The organism is Aminobacter aminovorans (assembly GCF_900445235.1).
In the GTDB taxonomy this organism is placed as follows: domain Bacteria; phylum Pseudomonadota; class Alphaproteobacteria; order Rhizobiales; family Rhizobiaceae; genus Aminobacter; species Aminobacter aminovorans.
This window is the reverse complement of the sequence record NZ_UFSM01000001.1, coordinates 1,718,817-1,736,115: the sequence shown is the minus strand read 5'-3', so window position 1 is coordinate 1,736,115 and position 17,299 is coordinate 1,718,817. Positions and strand designations below refer to the sequence as shown.

17 protein-coding genes are annotated in these 17,299 nt (G+C 63.6%); 7 read left to right on the top strand and 10 right to left on the bottom strand.

Annotated elements, in window-relative coordinates; genetic code table 11:
• Positions 1-47: 47 nt before the first annotated feature.
• The 4 genes from DY201_RS08550 to DY201_RS08535 all read right to left on the bottom strand — a co-directional run bounded on the left by DY201_RS08550 (position 48) and on the right by DY201_RS08535 (position 3,083).
• A complete protein-coding gene (locus tag DY201_RS08550) occupies positions 48-986 on the bottom strand; it encodes a DMT family transporter (protein WP_115730825.1) in 939 nt (312 codons plus the stop codon).
• 130 nt (positions 987-1,116) lie between these two features.
• Positions 1,117-1,629, bottom strand: coding sequence for a MarR family winged helix-turn-helix transcriptional regulator (locus DY201_RS08545; RefSeq protein ID WP_115730824.1), 513 nt, complete (start codon positions 1,627-1,629; stop codon positions 1,117-1,119).
• 258 nt (positions 1,630-1,887) lie between these two features.
• Positions 1,888-2,292 (bottom strand): hypothetical protein, encoded by a 405-nt coding sequence (locus DY201_RS08540; RefSeq protein ID WP_115730823.1) that lies wholly within the window; start codon positions 2,290-2,292, stop codon positions 1,888-1,890.
• Between the two features lie 59 nt (positions 2,293-2,351).
• Positions 2,352-3,083: an intradiol ring-cleavage dioxygenase gene (locus tag DY201_RS08535; RefSeq protein ID WP_115730822.1), complete on the bottom strand. Its 732-nt coding sequence runs from the start codon at positions 3,081-3,083 to the stop codon at positions 2,352-2,354.
• 186 nt (positions 3,084-3,269) lie between these two features.
• Between DY201_RS08535 and DY201_RS08530 the strand changes: the two genes are divergently transcribed.
• Entirely contained in the window at positions 3,270-4,352 is a 1,083-nt protein-coding gene (locus DY201_RS08530) for a CobW family GTP-binding protein (protein ID WP_115733677.1), read from the top strand.
• A 157-nt stretch (positions 4,353-4,509) separates the two neighbouring features.
• Complete coding sequence (locus tag DY201_RS08525) at positions 4,510-5,484, top strand: WD40 repeat domain-containing protein (RefSeq protein ID WP_115730821.1); 975 nt, start codon at positions 4,510-4,512, stop codon at positions 5,482-5,484.
• 62 nt (positions 5,485-5,546) lie between these two features.
• Here the strand turns inward: DY201_RS08525 and DY201_RS08520 are convergent, their stop codons facing one another.
• Positions 5,547-5,999 (bottom strand): hypothetical protein, encoded by a 453-nt coding sequence (locus DY201_RS08520; protein ID WP_115730820.1) that lies wholly within the window; start codon positions 5,997-5,999, stop codon positions 5,547-5,549.
• A 73-nt stretch (positions 6,000-6,072) separates the two neighbouring features.
• Between DY201_RS08520 and DY201_RS08515 the strand changes: the two genes are divergently transcribed.
• A complete protein-coding gene (locus DY201_RS08515) occupies positions 6,073-6,504 on the top strand; it encodes a MarR family winged helix-turn-helix transcriptional regulator (RefSeq protein WP_115733676.1) in 432 nt (143 codons plus the stop codon).
• 49 nt (positions 6,505-6,553) lie between these two features.
• Here DY201_RS08515 and DY201_RS08510 read toward each other — a convergent pair whose 3' ends face one another.
• Positions 6,554-7,006 (bottom strand): hypothetical protein, encoded by a 453-nt coding sequence (locus tag DY201_RS08510; RefSeq protein ID WP_131922232.1) that lies wholly within the window; start codon positions 7,004-7,006, stop codon positions 6,554-6,556.
• Between the two features lie 151 nt (positions 7,007-7,157).
• Here DY201_RS08510 and DY201_RS08505 point away from each other — a divergent pair, with 151 nt between their 5' ends.
• The 4 genes from DY201_RS08505 to DY201_RS08490 all read left to right on the top strand — a co-directional run bounded on the left by DY201_RS08505 (position 7,158) and on the right by DY201_RS08490 (position 12,761).
• Positions 7,158-8,543: an aspartate aminotransferase family protein gene (locus DY201_RS08505; protein WP_425358718.1), complete on the top strand. Its 1,386-nt coding sequence runs from the start codon at positions 7,158-7,160 to the stop codon at positions 8,541-8,543.
• A gap of 30 nt (positions 8,544-8,573) precedes the next feature.
• Positions 8,574-9,962, top strand: coding sequence for a glutamine synthetase family protein (locus DY201_RS08500; RefSeq protein ID WP_115730817.1), 1,389 nt, complete (start codon positions 8,574-8,576; stop codon positions 9,960-9,962).
• Between the two features lie 112 nt (positions 9,963-10,074).
• Entirely contained in the window at positions 10,075-11,310 is a 1,236-nt protein-coding gene (locus DY201_RS08495) for a putative DNA modification/repair radical SAM protein (protein ID WP_115730816.1), read from the top strand.
• Entirely contained in the window at positions 11,310-12,761 is a 1,452-nt protein-coding gene (locus DY201_RS08490; protein WP_115730815.1) for a UdgX family uracil-DNA binding protein, read from the top strand. The genes DY201_RS08495 and DY201_RS08490 overlap by 1 nt, the downstream gene beginning before the upstream one ends.
• Here DY201_RS08490 and DY201_RS08485 read toward each other — a convergent pair.
• The 4 genes from DY201_RS08485 to DY201_RS08470 form a co-directional block, all read right to left on the bottom strand.
• Positions 12,758-14,038: a glycerate kinase type-2 family protein gene (locus tag DY201_RS08485; protein WP_115730814.1), complete on the bottom strand. Its 1,281-nt coding sequence runs from the start codon at positions 14,036-14,038 to the stop codon at positions 12,758-12,760. The genes DY201_RS08490 and DY201_RS08485 overlap by 4 nt on opposite strands.
• Positions 14,039-14,056: 18 nt before the next feature.
• Positions 14,057-14,563 (bottom strand): heme-degrading domain-containing protein, encoded by a 507-nt coding sequence (locus DY201_RS08480; protein ID WP_115730813.1) that lies wholly within the window; start codon positions 14,561-14,563, stop codon positions 14,057-14,059.
• 57 nt (positions 14,564-14,620) lie between these two features.
• Positions 14,621-15,937, bottom strand: coding sequence for a guanine deaminase (gene guaD, locus DY201_RS08475; RefSeq protein WP_115730812.1), 1,317 nt, complete (start codon positions 15,935-15,937; stop codon positions 14,621-14,623).
• A gap of 111 nt (positions 15,938-16,048) precedes the next feature.
• Positions 16,049-17,269 (bottom strand): urate hydroxylase PuuD, encoded by a 1,221-nt coding sequence (locus DY201_RS08470; RefSeq protein ID WP_115730811.1) that lies wholly within the window; start codon positions 17,267-17,269, stop codon positions 16,049-16,051.
• Positions 17,270-17,299 lie beyond the last annotated feature (30 nt).

Sequence of the window (17,299 nt, the reverse complement as noted above, 5' to 3'; positions counted from 1 at the left end):
CGGTCTTTTAAACCGTTTAAAGCCGTATGCCATTGTTCAACGGCAAATCAAAGCTTTTTTGCCAGCTCTTCGGTTTCGGCACTTGGTGCGGCGCGGTTCCGGACCCTCAGCGTGTGCTCGCGATGGATGATGTAGAGCCCACTCGCTACGATGATCGCAGCACCGGCAAGCGTCCAGCGATCGGGCAACTGGTCGAATACCAGCCAGCCCAGGATGATCATCCAGACCATCTGCAGATAGGGGTAAGGCGCGAGTGCGGTGGCCGAGGCGCGCTGGTAGGCCTTGATCAGCAGCCAGTGGCCGAAACCACCGAAGACGCCGAGCCCGAACAACACCAGCCAGTCATAGAGGTGGAGCGGCAACGAACCGGCGAGCGGAACGGCGGGCAGCATGAAGATTGCCGGAACGACTGCCGAATAGAGAATCAGGCTCTCTGCCGTCTCCCGCCTGCCCATCTGGCGCGTCATGATGGTGTAGAGCGACGAGCTCAGCATGGCGCACAGCGAAAAGATGTGCCCCATGTCGAAGCCGCCGAAGCCCGGCCGGGTGATGACGAGCACGCCGATAAAGCCGACGAAGACCGCGAGCCAGCGCCGCCAGCCGGCCCATTCGCCAAGTAACGGCCCGGCAAGTGCGGTGATGACCATCGGGCTGGCGAAGTTGATCGACACGGTTTCGGCAAGCTGAAGCGTCTGCAGCGCGAGGAAATTGAAGATCGTCGAGCCGAACATGAAGACGGCGCGCAGGATCTGCAGCCACAGGCTCTGGGGCACCAATCGCTCCGGCCGTTCCCAGGCCTTGAACAGCACCAGCACGATCACCGCATGTACGGCAAAACGCACCCAGGTGACGAAGGGCGCGGCCATGCCCGACGTCACCAGATGCTTGGCGCTGGTGTCGAGGAAGGAAAACACCAGGCCCGAAGCAAATATCAGCAGGATCGCCGACGAGGGCGTTGCGATTTCTGCTGGTTTTTGAGGAGACACGCTGGCAGGCCGGGCAAATGACGATGGATTGTTGGCTATTGCGCCTATCGCGGCTGCCCGGCAAGGCTAAATAGGTGAACCAAGACATTTTCCATCCCTGATACGGGAGGGAACGCCTTTGCCGGTGCGGCTACTCCGCCGCTTCGGCTTCCACTTCGGGCTCGACCTCGGCCGCGCCCTCGACATCGGCGGCTGCCTCGTCATCGATCAGGGTCAGGTCCGACAGATTGGCCTCGATGCGCAGCAGAAGCTTGGAAAGCTGCTTGACGTCCTTCTTGTCAAAGCCCTTGAGCGCCTGCTTTTCGGTCTTCTTGACCGACTTCTCGACGGCGCGGATGGCGTCGCGGCCGGTTTCGGTGAGGAAGATGTGGGCCTGGCGGGCATCGGTTTCGGACGCACGCTTTTCCAGGAACCCCTGGGCCTGCAACCGGTTGATGGTCTTGGTGATGGTCGGGGGACGCACGCCGAGCCGCGATGCGAGCTGGCCGGGAGTCTGGCCGTCATCGTCGTGCAGCGACAGCATGATCTGGTCCTGGCCGGCATAGAAGCCATGCGCCAGAAGCCGTGCGGCCAGCGAGGTGCGCGCCAGCCGGGCGACCTGGTGAAGCCGGCTCATCGCCGCGCCTTTGTTGGACTTGGACATCCGCATCTCCTGCGCCACGCCTCGTACCGTGATGGCCGAGAATAGTTGCTGCGTGGCCCTTTGCAATCGACCGCACGAGAGATTGTTGCCTGCTCGTTTTGCCGGCAACCGACCACCCGCACGAGCGCTCTGTGCCAGATGCATGTTACAGTTCGATGACAGGAATGCTTCGTCGGCAAATTGCCAGTACGAATACGCGCCGCGGACACAGGTGGTGGCGCGAAATCGCGCGGGATTACATGCGGGATTACATTATGTTCAGCGAGGGGTGTCGGCGAAAGGCAGAGCGATCACCTGATGATCGTCTTCGAAAAACACATAGCCCGGTCGCATTGTCCGCAATTCGACAATCTTGAGATGCCCAACCGCCTCGACAAGAGAGACGAGCAAACGCAACCGCCGAACGTGTTCGTGCGCGCCGGCCTTGACCCAGGAAAGCGCTGACTCTTGTGCCCCGGGATGACGTGAGGTCGAAAACCGTGTCGGGACCGCCATGTTGGCTTCGAACCACAACAACTGCTCCGCGAGATCCGCTGCAAATGGCGCTTCGGCCGGAAGCTCCCTTCGAAGAGCGTAGGCGATCTTGAACAGACCGCTACGATGCCCGAAGGGTTCGTGTGTCGAGTGCGTGACAAATCGAAGCAAAGTAGCGCTCGCTTTCATTCGCTCAATCGAAGCGACGAGTGCAAGAGTGTCAACGCACGCTGACCTGAGAGTTCAGATTATCCCGCCCTTTTCACGGCAATGATCATCAGTGCCTCATATGTGGAGGCGGCTTCGCGCACCGCACTTTGCACGCCCGACCCGGCGCGGCGCAGGATGCCGTCGTCGGCGTTCATCGTGTCGCGCCGTCCGTCCCGCTGGTTGTAAGGCGCCCTGGTCGAGAAGATGCGCTCGCTGAGATCGTCGGGAAAGAACATCTGCCCGCTCATGGCCCTGCCCTCCTCCGGAAACGCCTTGAAGTGGATGTGGGTGGTGCGCCCGCGATACCAGCCAGGATAGATGGTCTGGAAAGTGGCGACGCCGGCCTTGTCGGCCCGCTGCCACCCCCGCAGGAATTTCTGGCCCGTGGTGTCGACGTCGCGGCCATCGCCCTGGCCGGGATAGCCCGAATAGTGCCCGCTCGCATCGCAGTGCCAGAGGTCGACGCGGGCGCCCTCAATCGGATTGCACGCCTCGTCCACGATCTGCAGGCGCACGGTGAGGCCGACGCCTTCGCGGCCCTCGGTGATTTCGCTGCGCTCGAGCTCCGGGTCGAAATAATAGGGGCCTTCGGTGGTCTCCGGCGTGATCGAGCAGACACCGGCTTCCGGCAGAAGCAGCGAGGCCGATTGCGACGGAGCCTGCTGCGCGAACAGTTGCACCGGTACGAGTGCTGTGCCGCCGGCCGTCACCGCGATCAGGCCGAGCGCCCGGCGGCGGTTGAGTTTGCTGGGAAAGGATGCCTTGTGCATCGCTGGCTGTCTCCGCGAAATGGGGTCGGCAAGCCCTTGCCTAGCCATCAATCTAGGTGCAGGCCGGTCGTCCTCCCAATGAAACTTCCGTAATGTACGCAAGGTGGCGCCATGATGCCGTTTGAGACGTGCAAAAGCTTGGCCGGCATCCTATATGGATGCCTCTATCCGATCCCGAGGACGACCATGACCGAAGCTCAGACCCAAATCCCCGTCACCGTGCTGACCGGCTATCTCGGTTCCGGCAAAACGACGCTGCTCAACCGCATCCTGTCGGAGAACCACGGCAAGCGATATGCGGTCATCGTCAATGAATTCGGCGAAATCGGCATCGACAACGACCTGATCGTGGAATCCGACGAGGAAATCTACGAGATGAACAATGGCTGCGTCTGTTGCACCGTGCGCGGCGACCTGATCCGTGTCGTCGAAGGCCTGATGCGCCGGCCCGACCGTTTCGATGCCATCGTCGTCGAGACAACCGGTCTTGCCGATCCGGTGCCGGTTGCACAGACCTTCTTCATGGACGACGACGTCCGCTCCAAGACCAAGCTCGACGCGGTCGTTGCCCTCGTCGATGCCAAGCACCTGCCGCTGCGCCTGAAAGACAGTCGCGAAGCCGAGGATCAGATCGCCTTCGCCGACGTCGTCGTGCTCAACAAGACCGACCTGGTGACAGCAGACGAGCTGCGCGACGTCGAAGCCGCCATCCGCGCCATCAACCCATCGGCGAAGATCCACCGCACCACCCGCGCCGGCGTGGCGCTCGACCAGGTGCTCGACCGCGGCGCTTTCGACCTGAAGCGCGTGCTCGCCGACGACCCGCATTTCCTCGACGCCCATGATCATGACCACGACCACGATCATGATTGCGGCCCGAACTGCGACCACGACCACCATCATCACCACCACGATCATGACCATCATGATCACGACCACCACGAGCATGGCGCGGTGTCGCCGATCCATGACGTGACGGTGCAGTCGGTGTCGCTGCGCGGCGGCGAGATGGATTCCAAGAAATTCTTCCCCTGGATCGAGAAGATCACCCAGATGGAAGGGCCGAACATCCTGCGCCTCAAGGGCATCATCGCGATCAAGGACGACCCGGACCGCTACGTCATCCAGGGCGTGCACATGATCATCGAGGGTGACCACCAGCGTGCCTGGAAGGACGACGAGAAGCATGAGAGCCGGCTGGTGTTTATCGGCCGCGAGCTCGACGCCGAGCGCCTGAAGCGCAGCTTCGAGGCTTGCCAGGCAGCCTAGCCATCGGACAACAACGGCCCTCGATCTGTCGGGGGCCGGTCGCTTGCCTCGCCCCAGATGCGAGTCGAGCGCCAGCATCGACCCAGCGTCGAAGTTGACGCTTGCTCACCCTGTCCTTAGGGGTGAGGACAAATCAGCACCGGAAGTCTTACAGCCCATGCCGACAGTCGCCCCGCTTGATCTCGACGGACATTGCGTCACAGCAAGCTTCCTCGACGACATCCCCTTCTTCGCCCTTGCCGACGGCATGGTGCACTGGCTCGATCACGGCCAGAAGTCGGTGAAGCTGCATGACGGGCTGCTGTCGGCGACGACGACGACCAAGAACGACCTGATGATCTCGGGCGGCGAGGACGGCAAGGTAATGACACTGACCTCGGCCGGCGTCACGGCTGAGCTGGCGAGCGTCGGCAAGAAATGGGTGACCTCTGTCGCTGCCGGCCCGCAAGGCGCCGTGGCTTACGCCAGCGGTCGCAATGCCTGGGTGCGTTTCGCCGACGGCAAGACCAAGGAATTCCCCCACCCCCGCTCGGTCGAAGGCATAGCTTTTTCACCCAAGGGCATGCGCATCGGCGTTGCCCGTTACAATGGCGCGACACTGCATTTCCCCGCCGCCGACGGCACCCCGACCGAGCTGCAATGGGACGGGGCGCATACCGGAATCACATTCTCGCCCGACGGCGCCTTCCTGGTCACGACCATGCAGGAGAACGCTCTGCATGGCTGGAAGCTCGTCGATGCCAAGCACATGCGTATGACCGGGTATCCGGCCAAGGTGAAGAGCCTGTCGTGGAGCGCCAAGGGCAAATGGCTGGCAAGCTCCGGCGCGCCGGCAGCGATCGTCTGGCCCTTCACAGGCAAGGACGGCCCGATGGGCAAGGCGCCGCTGGAACTCGGCACCCGCGGCAACACCATGGTGACCTCGGTTGCCTGCCATCCAAGCGAAGACATCGTCGCCATTGGCTATGAAGACGGCATGGTGCTGGCGGTGCGTTTTGCCGACGCCAAGGAAGTGCTGCTGCGCCGCCCCGGCAAAGGCGCCATCACCTCGATGGCCTGGGACAAGGAAGAACGTCGTCTCGCCTTTGGCAGCGCCGCCGGCGATTGCGGCGTCATCGACATCACCGGCTAGCACAATTCCAGGGAGAGACGTGAACGCGGTTTTCCCCTGGAATGATGCGATCCCGCTCAAACTCAGCCGGCGCGAACAGCCCTCGCCGGTTTGCGCCGAAGCGCCAGGCCGTCACGCATATTGAGCGACAGAAGCGCAATATTGACGGCCCCGGCCGCCAACTCCAGCGTCTGCACGATGATGAACACCGCGTCGAAACGGCCTTCCGCCGCCCAGCCGGCCAGCAGATAGGCAGACGGCAGCAGCACCAGCAGGCCGTTGGCGGCGATGACGCGCATGCGGCGCTTCTTGTGTTGGACGACAGGGCGCTTCCAGCCCTTGCCGAGCGAGAATCCCGTGCCCCCGGCAATGATCATCGCCGGGACAAGCACCGCCATGCCGGCGAGAACCGAGGCCTTCACCGTGGCGATGATTTCGGCGCTGCCGGTGAGTTCGGCTGCAACCGTGGAAATCCAGAAACAGCTGACCGTGAGCAAGGCAACCCCGCCGGCCACGGCATGAAGCTTCACTTTCATTGTCGAACCTCCATTTTGCATAGCAAGCTATATATCATTGCATAGCATGCTATTCAACGGCTATTTCCCTGTCATGGCTTTTCAGAAAGAACGCTCCGCCGGATACCTTGCCAACCAGATGGCACGCCTCTTCGCCAAGGGCCTGCACGAGCGCATTCGTCCACTCGATCTGGCACCGGCACAGTTCATGACGCTGCTGGCCTTGTGGGACGAGGATGGGCTACCCCAGCGCGAGCTGGTGCGGCGCCTCGACGTCGAACAGGCAACGATGGCCAACACGCTGACAAGGATGGAGCGCGACGGCCTGATCGAGCGGCGCGCCAACCCGGACGACGGACGCTCGCAGGCCATCCACCTGACGCCGAGAGCAAAAGCGCTTCGCGACCCGGCGACCACCGCCGCCCGCGCCCAGAACGAGGCGGCGCTGGCAGGCTTTTCGGAAGAGGAACGGGACACCTTTCTGGCGCTGATGCGGCGCGCCATTGCTGCCATGCATAAAGATTGACCACCAGTCTGCGCGAAGAGCGAAACCAGCGTCGACCTATCCGGCTCGACTATTCCACCAGGCAGGTGGCCCGGCCGGTGAAATTGTAGGTCTTGCCTTCGCCGCCGGTGGCGTCAGTCATGTCGAACACGGTGACCGAATACTGGCCGATATAGTCGCCCTCGTCGCCGGACTTGGTTCTTACCGTGATCTCGACATAGCCATGCGGCTTGTCGGCTTCGCGCTCGCGATACACGACCATGCGCAACTCCTCGCCGTCGAGCCAGTATTGCGCGAGATGGTCGCGTTCGAAGCTCATCTTGCGCAGATCCTGCGAGATCGCCTTTTCCGAAATCTCGATCTCGCCGCGGAAATTGAACACCGGGCTGCCCATGCCACGAGTGACGCCACTCTCGATGGTCAGGTTCACCGCCTCATCCTTGGCACCGCATGAGAGCCCGCCAGAGGCACCGGCCGGGCCCGCGGCAAGCAGGATCGACATGGCGGTCATGATAGCACGCATCGGCATCTCCCCCCAAAGCACAGTCTGATGATCGCCATTGCGACGGCCGGGTCAAGACGGCCGCGCTGAGCCAATAGAGACCGTTGCAACGGCCAGTTGCCGTTTGCAGTGGCGGCTGGCTAGAGTGGCGCCCGTCTTTCCAATGGGAGCCATGATGAATCGCATCGAACGACCTGAAGCCACCGAAGGCGGCGTGCCGCTGTCGCGCATCGCAGAGCTTGCAGCGACGGAGGCGGAAATCTTCCGCCGCGCCCGGCCCAAATCGGAGGCCGCGTTGGGCAACGGCCTGGCAGGGTTCTTCAACGGCGTTCCGATGCACTGGATGAAAGACTGGCCGACGCCCTTTCCCATTCTTGTCGACAAGGCGAACGGCGCCACCATCACCGATGTCGACGGCATCAGGCTGGCCGACTTTTGCCTCGGCGACACCGGCTCGATGTTCGGCCATTCGCCGGCGCCTGTCGCCCGCGCCATCCGCAGACAGGCAGCCCGCGGCCTGACCTACATGCTGCCGTCGGAAGATTCGCTCACTCTCGGCCTGTTGCTGGCAAAACGCTTCGGCCTGCCACATTGGCAGATCGCCACCACCGCCACCGACGCCAACCGCTTTGCCCTGCGCGTCGCGCGGGCCATCACCGGCCGCGACAAGATTCTCGTCTTCAACGGCTGCTACCACGGTGCGGTCGACGAGACGATGGTGCGGCTCGCCGACGGCAAGCCGATCAACCGCCCCGGGCTGGCAGGGGAATTCCGTGACCTCACCGCCCGCGCGCGCATCGTCGAATTCAACGATCTTGCAGCACTGGAAAAGGCACTGAGCCATGGCGATGTCGCCTGCGTCATCACGGAGCCGGTGCTGACCAACTCCTGCATGGTGCTGCCGGAACCCGGCTTTCTCGAAGGCGTGCGCGCGCTAACCCGTAAGGCCGGCACGCTGCTTTTGATCGACGAGACCCATACCATCTCGACCGGCCCGGGCGGCTACACCAAGGAGCACAATCTCGACCCCGACCTGTTCGTGCTCGGCAAGCCTGTCGCCGGCGGCGTGCCGGCCAGTGTCTGGGGTATGAGCGAGGAGGTCGCCGCCCGCTACGCCGCCTACAACAGCGCCAAGGAACCGGGCTATTCCGGCATGGGCACGACTCTGTCGGCCAATCCCCTCCAGTTCGCAGCGATGCGTGCCACGCTCGAAGAGGTGATGACCGAAGAAAACTACGCCCACATGGAGAAGCTGGCCGAACGGCTCGCAACCGGCCTCGACAAGGCGATCCGAAAACGGAAACTGCCCTGGCACGTGATGCGCGTCGGCGCCCGTGCCGAATTCATCTGCGCGCCCGGCCCGCTGCGCAATGGCGGCGAGGCCGAGCATGCGCATGCCTCCCGGCTGGAGGCTGCCATGCATGTGGCGCTGGTCAATCGCGGTGTGCTGATCGCGCCGTTCCACAACATGATGCTGGTCTCGCCGGTGACGACAGCGCGGCAGGTCGACAAGCTGGTCGCTGCTTTCGACGATATTGCCGCCCGTCTTGCGGCATGAGACAAGGCACAAGGACAATCGAGTGACATCATGACATCACCTTCCGGCTCGACCGTCGACGAGGCCAGAGCGTTTCTCGACGCGAACCCTGATATCGAAGCCTTCGACATCGTCTTGACCGACGCCAATGGCGTTGGCCGCGGCAAGATCATCCGCCGCCATGAGTTGATGGGGCTCTACGAAGGCGGGCGCCACCTGCCCATTTCCATCCTCGGCCTGGACATCACAGGCGAGGACGTCCACGAAACCGGCCTGATCTGGGACTCTGGCGACGGCGACATGCGCGCCTGGCCGATCCCTGGCACGCTGAAGTCTTTGCACGGCACAAGCCCGGCCCGCGGCCAGGTGCTGATGTCGATGTTCCATCTCGACGGCGCGCCGATGACCTCGGACCCTCGGCTGGCGCTGAAGCGGCAGGTCGACAGGCTGGCCGAAAAGGGCCTCTACCCCGCCGGCGCCTTCGAGCTCGAATTTTTCCTGCTCGCCAACGAGCGCGACGGCGACGGCAAGGTCCAACCGGCCCGTGCCGTGCTCGACGGCCGCGCGTCCGGCAAGACAGAAGTCTATTCGGTCGACCACCTGCACGGCATGGAACCGCTGTTCTCCGACATCTATGCCGCCGCCAAGGCACAAGGCATTCCCGCCGAGACGGTGATCTCGGAATATGCGCCGGGCCAGTACGAACTCACTTTGCGCTACCGTAAGGACGTCATGCAGGCCGCCGACGACCTGCTGATGCTGAAGCGGCTGGTGCGTGCCCAGGCCCGCCGCCACGGTGTCACCGCCTGCTTCATGGCCAAGCCGATCGAGAAATATGCCGGCTCGGGCATGCATTTTCACGTCTCGTTGCTCGACAGCGACGGCAACAACGTCTTCACCGAAGCCGAAGAAGGCACCTGGGAGCCCAATCTGCTACACGCGCTCGGCGGCCTGGCCGAGACGATGGCGGAATCGATGCTGGTGTTTGCGCCGCATGCCAACTCCTGGCGTCGCTTCGTCTCCCAGTCCTACGCTCCGGTGGCCCCGACCTGGGGCGTCAACAACCGCTCGGTGGCGCTGCGCGTGCCGGCGGGCGACGCCAAGAACCGCCGCATCGAGCACCGTCCCTCTGGCGTCGACGCCAACCCCTACCTCGTCGCGGCGACCATCCTCGCCGGCATCTCGAAGGGGCTGGAGGAACAGCTGGACCCCGGTCCTGAGACATCAGGCAACGGTTACGAACAGGCCGAAGGCACCGAAAGCGTGATGCCGCCGGACTGGCGATCGGCGATCGAGGCGGCGAAAGCGTCGGAATTCCTGCGCGAGGCGCTGGGCCACGACCTGCACCGCACGTTTACGGCGATCAAGGAAAGCGAATACCTGCGCGTCGCCCGCACGGTGAGCGAGCTCGACTACCACCTTTATCTGCACGAGGTGTGATCCCCGGGATGGCGGCTAATACCGCCATCCATTCGCCGACACGTCGTTCACAATTTGCCGCATCATAGCGAACCCTCTGGCCTTGGCAGCCAAAAGAACATATCATGAACTAATGACAGTTCTTTCGACCCCCGAGAAACTCGCGATCCTTTCCGACGCCGCGAAATATGACGCCTCCTGCGCCTCTTCGGGTGCCGGCGGCCGCGACTCGCTTAAGTCGCGCGGCATCGGTTCGACCGAGGGCATGGGCATCTGCCACTCTTACGCGCCCGACGGCCGCTGCATTTCGCTGCTCAAGATCCTGCTGACCAATTTCTGCATCTACGACTGCAGCTACTGCATCAACCGCTCCTCCTCCAATGTCCGCCGCGCCCGCTTCACGGTCGACGAGGTGGTGCGGTTGACCATGGATTTCTACAAGCGCAACTACATCGAGGGATTGTTCCTGTCTTCCGGCGTCATCCGTTCGCCCGACGAGACCATGACCGAGATGGTGGAGGTGGCCAGGCGGCTGAGGCTCGACGAAAAGTTCGGCGGCTACATCCATCTCAAGACGATCCCGGAAGCCTCGGCCGAGTTGGTCGAAAAGGCCGGCCTCTATGCCGACCGCCTGTCGATCAATGTCGAACTGCCGACCGATGAGGGGGTGAAACGACTGGCGCCGGAGAAGCGACCGGAGACGATCCGCGTCTCGATGGCAAAGTTGCGCTCGAAGATCGAGGAGAAGGCGGAGCCGACATTGAGGACGAAAACGCGTGAACGCTTTGCTCCCGGCGGGCAGTCGACGCAGATGATCGTCGGCGCCGACGCCACTTCAGATGCCGGCATCCTCAAGACCAGCGCTCGCCTTTACGGCAGCTACCAGTTGCGGCGCGTCTACTACTCCGCCTTCAGCCCGATCCCCGACGCCTCCTCTGCCCTGCCTCTGAAGAAGCCGCCGCTGATGCGCGAGCACCGGCTCTACCAGGCCGACTGGCTGATGCGTTTCTACGGCTTTGAACAGGGCGAGATCCTCGACGGCACGCCTGACGGCATGCTCGACTTGGAAATCGACCCCAAGCTCGCCTGGGCGCTGCGCAATCGCGCCTCGTTTCCCCTCGACGTCAACCGCGCCGACAAGGAGATGCTGCTGCGCATCCCGGGCTTCGGCACGCGCGCCGTGGAACGCATCATCGAGACCCGCCGCTTCAAGCGGCTGCGGCTCGAGGATGTCGGCCGGCTGTGCCAGTCCATCGCCAGGGTGCGCCCGTTCATTATAGCCGATGGTTGGTCGCCGGGTGCCACGACCGACGCAGCACGGCTGCGCGAGACGATCGCGCCAAAGCCACGACAACTCGAGCTGCTGTGATGGTATGCCAACCCACCTTGTCGCTGGCCGCATATGTCGTGCAGCTCGCCGGCCCGACCGACTTCGACGGCTGGCGCGACGCCGCGCGAAGACTGGCGACAAACGAGGTGAAGCCCGAGGACATCGAGTGGCATGTCGGCGGCGAAGCGACCGAGCTGCCGGCGCCGACCCCGGGTGTCGAATTCAGGGTCTCGAGAGACTTCATCGACCGCGCCGCCATCGTCGCCTGCCATTCCGACAGCCAGCGCTTCGCCCTGCTCTACCGGCTGCTGTGGCGGCAGCGCAGCGAGCCGCATCTGCTCCGCATCGCTTCCGACCCCGACGTGCGCCGTTTCGAAGCGATGGAAAATTCGGTCAGGCGCGACGAGCACAAGATGCACGCCTTCGTCCGCTTCCGAAAGATCGGCGACGGCGAGGCCGAACACTTCGTTGCCTGGTTCGAGCCTGACCACTTCATCCTCGAATTGGCAGCACCGTTCTTCGTGCGTCGCTTCACCGGCATGCATTGGGCGATCCTGACGCCACACGGCTCGGCCGAATGGGACCGCGAAAGACTGGTGCTCGGCCCCGGCGCGTCGAAGGATGATGCGCCCGCCGCCGACCAGTCGGAGGAGATGTGGCGGACCTATTTCGCCAGCATCTTCAATCCGGCCCGCCTCAAGGTGAAGGCAATGCAATCGGAGATGCCCAAGAAATATTGGCGGAACCTTCCCGAGGCTTCACTCATTCCGGGACTGATATCAGGTGCCGACCAAGCCGCCCGCGAGATGATCGCAAGGATGCCGACCATGCCCGCGCCGCATCACCAGGCGATTCAGGCCAGGCACTGGCCGGCTGCGGAACAACAGGCAGTGACTGAAGCGCAATCCATCGACGCCTTGCGCCGGCAGGCGAGCCAGTGCCGGCGCTGCCCGCTGTGGAGCGAGGCGACGCAGACCGTCTTCGGCGAAGGCCCCGACACGGCCGAACTGATGTTCGTCGGCGAGCAGCCCGGCGACCAGGAGGATCTGCAGGGCAGGCCTTTCGTCGGCCCTGCAGGCAAGATCTTCGACGCGGTGCTCGACGAGGCTGGCATCGACCGCACCGCGGTCTACGTCACCAATGCCGTCAAACACTTCAAGTTCGAGCCGCGCGGCAAACGCCGCATCCACAGCAAGCCCAATGCCGGCGAGGTGCAGGCCTGCCGTTGGTGGCTGGCGCAGGAACTCAAGCTGTTGAAGCCGAGGCTGGTGGTGGCCCTCGGCGCGACCGCTGCTCAGTCGTTGCTGAACGCCCCGGTTGCCATCACCAGGCAGCGTGGCGATATCATCAAACGCGACGACGGTCTCGCCGTGTTCCTGACGATCCATCCGTCCTACATCCTGCGCATCCGTGACCCACAGGAGGCGGCAGCCGAGCGCGCCCGCTTTGCCGCCGATATCAGGACCGTGCGCGCGATGATGGCTGCCTAGCGGACCAAGATCGCCCTGAGATCATTCACGTTCGTGCCGGTCGGCCCGGGCACGAAAAGATCACCCACCGAATGGAACGCCGTCCAGGCATTGTTGCCGGCGAGCATCGCCTTGGCGTCGACGCCGGCGGCATGCATGCGCGAAACCGTCGAGCCGTCCGCAAAGGCGCCGGCATTGTCCTCGGAGCCGTCGATGCCGTCGGTGTCGGCGGCAAGTGCATCGATGCCTGAGACGCCGTCGATGCCAATGGCGAAGGCGAGCAGGAACTCGCTGTTGCGGCCGCCTTTCCCCCCTTTTTCACCAGGTTTGGCGCGCAGCGTGACGGTGGTTTCGCCGCCGGACAGTATCAGAACCGGCTTGTTGAACGGCCGGTTGCGGGTCGCGACCTCGCGGGCGATGGCCGCATGCACACCACCGACCTCGCGTGCCTCACCTTCGATGGCGTCGGAGAGGATCACTGTCTCGACGCCCTGCTTGCGCGCCGCTTCAGCGGCGGCATCGAGCGATACGGCGGCAGAGGCGATGACATGCACCTTGTTGCGGGCAAAGCGCGGGTCGGTCGGCTGCGGCGCGTCGGCGGCTGCCGAGTTGATATGGGCCATGACATTGGCGGGCAGCGCGATGCGATAGGTCTCGATCAGGCGCAAGGCGTCGGCGCGCGAAGCCGCATCGGGCACTGTCGGACCCGAAGCGACCAGCGCCGGGTTGTCGCCGGGAATGTCCGACACGACCAGCGAAACGACACGCGCCGGCCATGCGGCAGCGGCGAGCCGGCCGCCTTTGATGCCTGAGATGTGCTTGCGGATGGTGTTCATCGCCGAGATCGGCGCGCCGGAGGCAAGCAGCGCCTCGTTGACGGCGATCTCGTCGGCCAGCGTCAGATTGCCGGCAGGCGACGGCAGCAGAGCCGAGCCGCCGCCGGAAACCAGCGCCACGACAAGATCGTCCTCGCTCAGGCCAGCAACCGTCTCCAGCAGAAGCTTTCCCGCCTCGAGGCCGTTGGCGTCGGGCACCGGGTGCGAAGCCTCGACGATCCTGATGCGATCGCAAGGGGCGGCAAAGCCATAGCGGGTGACGACCACGCCCTCCAGTGGCCCGTCCCAGGCTTTTTCGAAGGCAGCTGCCATCTGCGCCGAGCCTTTGCCTGCGCCGATGACGATGGTGCGACCCTTGGGCTTTTCCGGCAGATGGCGGCGGATGGTGAGCTCGGGGTCGGCAGCAGCCACGGTGGCTTCGAAAACGCTGGTCAGAAAATGCTTCGGGTCGGTCATGGCCATCGGGACGTTCAAACTCTCTCAGCTGTTCGCAACGGGGGGCAAGGCGAGGTCGTGGCTGGGAATGCCCAGGTGCTCGCAGATCGCCGCGACCACCACCTCATGATCCTGCCTCTCCGGCAGGCCTGAAACGGCAATGGCGCCGACGACGCCGACGCCCTTGACGCGGATCGGGAATCCGCCGCCGGCCAATACATAGTCGTCGATCGGCAAGGCATCGCCGACAGCGAATGTGCGGTCGGTCCGTGCCTTGTGCAGCACCATGCGGTAGCTGCTGCGGTGGAAGGTCCTGACGACGTTGATCTTGCGCCGCGCCCATTCGGTGTTGTGGACCGTCGAGCCTGGCAGCGCGCAGTAGAACAGCGCCCGATCCCACAGGCGGATGTCGACGATGATGGGAAATTTCTCGGTCACCCCACGGGCGCGGATGGCCGTGCCGATGTCGAAGGCAACCGCCTCATCGAAGCGGTCGAAGACCAGTCGGTCTTCCTGTTCGGCGAGCTTTTTCAGGTCCTCGGCTGCTGCCATCGTCCGTTCCTCCGTCAGACACGGCTCACATGGCAGACGCGGGCGAATGACGCAAGGTCAGGCGGCCTGATCCATTGTCGACTTTGCGGCTTTGCCCGCGACATAAACTTCCACCACGGCACGGTCATCACCGAGCGTCTGGAGCAGGAACAGCTCCTCGGCCAGCGTGCCGGTGCGCTCCATCCGGAGCCGCATGCCAGGCGTGGCGCGGGCATTGAGCACCACGATGTCGGCATCGGTGCCGACGTCGAGCGTGCCGACCTTGTCTGCGATCGACAGCGACTCGGCATTGCCGCGCGTCAGCTGCCAGTAGGAGGCGAGCGGGTTGAGCTTCTCGCCATTGAGGGCGATGACCTTGTAGGCCTCGTCCATGGTGCGCAGCATCGAATAGTTGGTGCCCCCGCCGACGTCGGTGGCGGTGGCGATCCTGAGCGGCTTGTCGCGCTTCCGGTAACGCTGGTAATCGAACAGGCCCGAACCAAGGAACAGGTTGGAGGTCGGGCAGAACACGGCGATCGAGCCATGCTCGGAGATCGCGTCGGATTCGCGCTCGCCGAGGTGGATGCAGTGGCCAAGCAGCGTGCGCTTGCCGAGCAGGCCGTAGTGTTCGTAGACATCGGTATAGTCGCGAGACCAGGGATAGAGTTCCTGGGTGAAGGCGATCTCGGCGTGGTTTTCCGACAGATGCGTCTGGATATGCAGGTCGGGGTGCTCGCGCGCCAGCTGGCCGGCCATCGCCATCTGCTCGGGCGTCGATGTGATGGCGAAGCGCGGGGTAATGGCATAATGCTGACGGCCCTTGCCATGCCATTCCGTGATCAGCGCCTTGGTGTCGTCATAGCTCGCCTGCGGCGTGTCGAGCACACCATCGGGCGCATTGCGGTCCATCATCACCTTGCCGGCGATGTTGAGCATGTTGCGCTCGTGCGATTCGGCGAAGAAGGCTTCGGCCGACTGCTTGTGCACCGAGCAGTAGGCCGCAACGGTCGTCGTGCCATGGCGCACCATCTCATCGAGGAACAGGCGCGCGATGCGGCGGCCATGCTGGGCGTCGATGAAGCGCGTTTCCTCGGGGAAGGTGTATTTGTTCAGCCATTCCAGCAGCTCGGCGCCATAGGAGGCGATGATCTGCATCTGCGGGATGTGAACATGGGCGTCGATGAAACCGGGCAGGATCAGATGCGGGCGATGGTCGACGACCTTGGCGTCGCCGGCCTGGGCCGCAACCTCTGAAAAGGCGCCTACGGCTGCGATCCTGCCGTCGCGCATCAGCACGGCACCGTCTTCCTCATAGGCATAGGACGCATGGTCGTCAGCGCTGTCGGGCCAGCGCAGGAAGGACAAGGTACGGCCGCGAAGAAGTGTGGTGATCATGATCGAACTCTACAGGCTTTCTGGCGTGGCGAAATCGCGGCCCGTATCGCCGCGCGTCGAATTGGGCGCGACGAGCGCGCCCCCGAACTTTCAATCCATATGTCTCAGGCGCTACTTGCGCGCCTGTTCGTACCAGGCAACCAGCAACGCCCGCTCCTCGGGCGTGATCTGGGTCACGTTGGCCGGTGGCATGGCATGGCTGCGACCGGCCTGCAGGTAGATTTCGCGCGCATGCAGGGCGATCGCGTTGTCGGTCTCCAGCACCACGCCCTTGGGCGCATGGTAGACGCCTTCGTAGGACGGCTCGTTGGCATGGCACATGGCGCAGCGGCCGAGCACGGTATCGCGAACCTTTGGGAACTGCGCGGCCGCGATGTAGGGCTCGGTGGTGACGGACGCGTTCTTGTCCTCGCCGGTCAGCACCTTTGGCACCGTCGACAGCCACATGATGACGACGAACAGCAGGGCGGCGGCGAGCCAGGTCCAGTGCGGATTGCCTTCGCGCTTGTGCAGAGTGTTGAAGTAGTGACGGATCAGCACACCGATGATGAAGATCAGCGCGGCGATGATCCAGTTGAACTCGGTGCCGAAGGCCAGCGGATAGTGGTTCGACAGCATCAGGAACACGACCGGCAGGGTCAGGTAGTTGTTGTGCGTCGAGCGGGTCTTGGCGATCTTGCCATATTTCGGGTCGGGCTTGCGGCCGGCGATGAGGTCGGCGACGACGATCTTCTGGTTGGGAATGATGACCATGAAGACGTTGGCCGACATGATCGTCGCGGTAAAGGCGCCGAGATGCAGGAAGGCGGCGCGGCCGGTGAACAGCTGCGTATAGCCCCAGCTCATGAAGACGACGACGACGTAGAGGATGATCATCAGAAGCGTGTCGTGGTCGCCGAGCTTCGACTTGCAGAGCAGGTCGTAGACGATCCAGCCGAGGCCGATCGAGGCGAGTGAGATGGCGATGGCGACAGGCGCCGATACGTCGAGCACGTTGCGGTCGACAAGGAACAGCTCGGCGCCGCCGTAATAGACCAGGCAGAGCAGCGTGAAGCCGGAAAGCCAGGTGGCATAGGATTCCCACTTGAACCAGGTAAGGTGCTCCGGCATCTGGGCCGGCGCCACCAGATATTTCTGGATGTGGTAGAAGCCGCCGCCATGGACCTGCCATTCCTCGCCATGCGCGCCGACCGGCAGATTATCGTGCTTCCTCAGCCCGAGGTCGAGGGCGATGAAGTAGAACGATGAGCCGATCCAGGCCATGGCGGTGATGACATGCAGCCACCGCACGGCGAAGCTCGCCCAGTCCATGAAAAACGCCAAGTCGTACATCCGCCGTCCCTTTTTCGCAGCGTGCCGATC

Bases quoted from the DNA above. Each gene is read 5' to 3' on its own strand.
- DY201_RS08485 (WP_115730814.1), bottom strand. From the start codon at position 14,038: ATGGCCATGACCGACCCGAAGCATTTTCTGACCAGCGTTTTCGAAGCC.
- guaD (WP_115730812.1), bottom strand. From the start codon at position 15,937: ATGATCACCACACTTCTTCGCGGCCGTACCTTGTCCTTCCTGCGCTGG.
- DY201_RS08490 (WP_115730815.1), top strand. From the start codon at position 11,310: ATGGTATGCCAACCCACCTTGTCGCTGGCCGCATATGTCGTGCAGCTC.
- DY201_RS08480 (WP_115730813.1), bottom strand. From the start codon at position 14,563: ATGGCAGCAGCCGAGGACCTGAAAAAGCTCGCCGAACAGGAAGACCGA.
- DY201_RS08500 (WP_115730817.1), top strand. From the start codon at position 8,574: ATGACATCACCTTCCGGCTCGACCGTCGACGAGGCCAGAGCGTTTCTC.
- DY201_RS08505 (WP_425358718.1), top strand. From the start codon at position 7,158: ATGATGAATCGCATCGAACGACCTGAAGCCACCGAAGGCGGCGTGCCG.
- DY201_RS08540 (WP_115730823.1), bottom strand. From the start codon at position 2,292: ATGAAAGCGAGCGCTACTTTGCTTCGATTTGTCACGCACTCGACACAC.
- DY201_RS08520 (WP_115730820.1), bottom strand. From the start codon at position 5,999: ATGAAAGTGAAGCTTCATGCCGTGGCCGGCGGGGTTGCCTTGCTCACG.
- DY201_RS08495 (WP_115730816.1), top strand. From the start codon at position 10,075: ATGACAGTTCTTTCGACCCCCGAGAAACTCGCGATCCTTTCCGACGCC.
- DY201_RS08535 (WP_115730822.1), bottom strand. From the start codon at position 3,083: ATGCACAAGGCATCCTTTCCCAGCAAACTCAACCGCCGCCGGGCGCTC.
- DY201_RS08525 (WP_115730821.1), top strand. From the start codon at position 4,510: ATGCCGACAGTCGCCCCGCTTGATCTCGACGGACATTGCGTCACAGCA.
- DY201_RS08530 (WP_115733677.1), top strand. From the start codon at position 3,270: ATGACCGAAGCTCAGACCCAAATCCCCGTCACCGTGCTGACCGGCTAT.
- DY201_RS08515 (WP_115733676.1), top strand. From the start codon at position 6,073: ATGGCTTTTCAGAAAGAACGCTCCGCCGGATACCTTGCCAACCAGATG.
- DY201_RS08545 (WP_115730824.1), bottom strand. From the start codon at position 1,629: ATGTCCAAGTCCAACAAAGGCGCGGCGATGAGCCGGCTTCACCAGGTC.
- DY201_RS08510 (WP_131922232.1), bottom strand. From the start codon at position 7,006: ATGCGTGCTATCATGACCGCCATGTCGATCCTGCTTGCCGCGGGCCCG.
- DY201_RS08470 (WP_115730811.1), bottom strand. From the start codon at position 17,269: ATGTACGACTTGGCGTTTTTCATGGACTGGGCGAGCTTCGCCGTGCGG.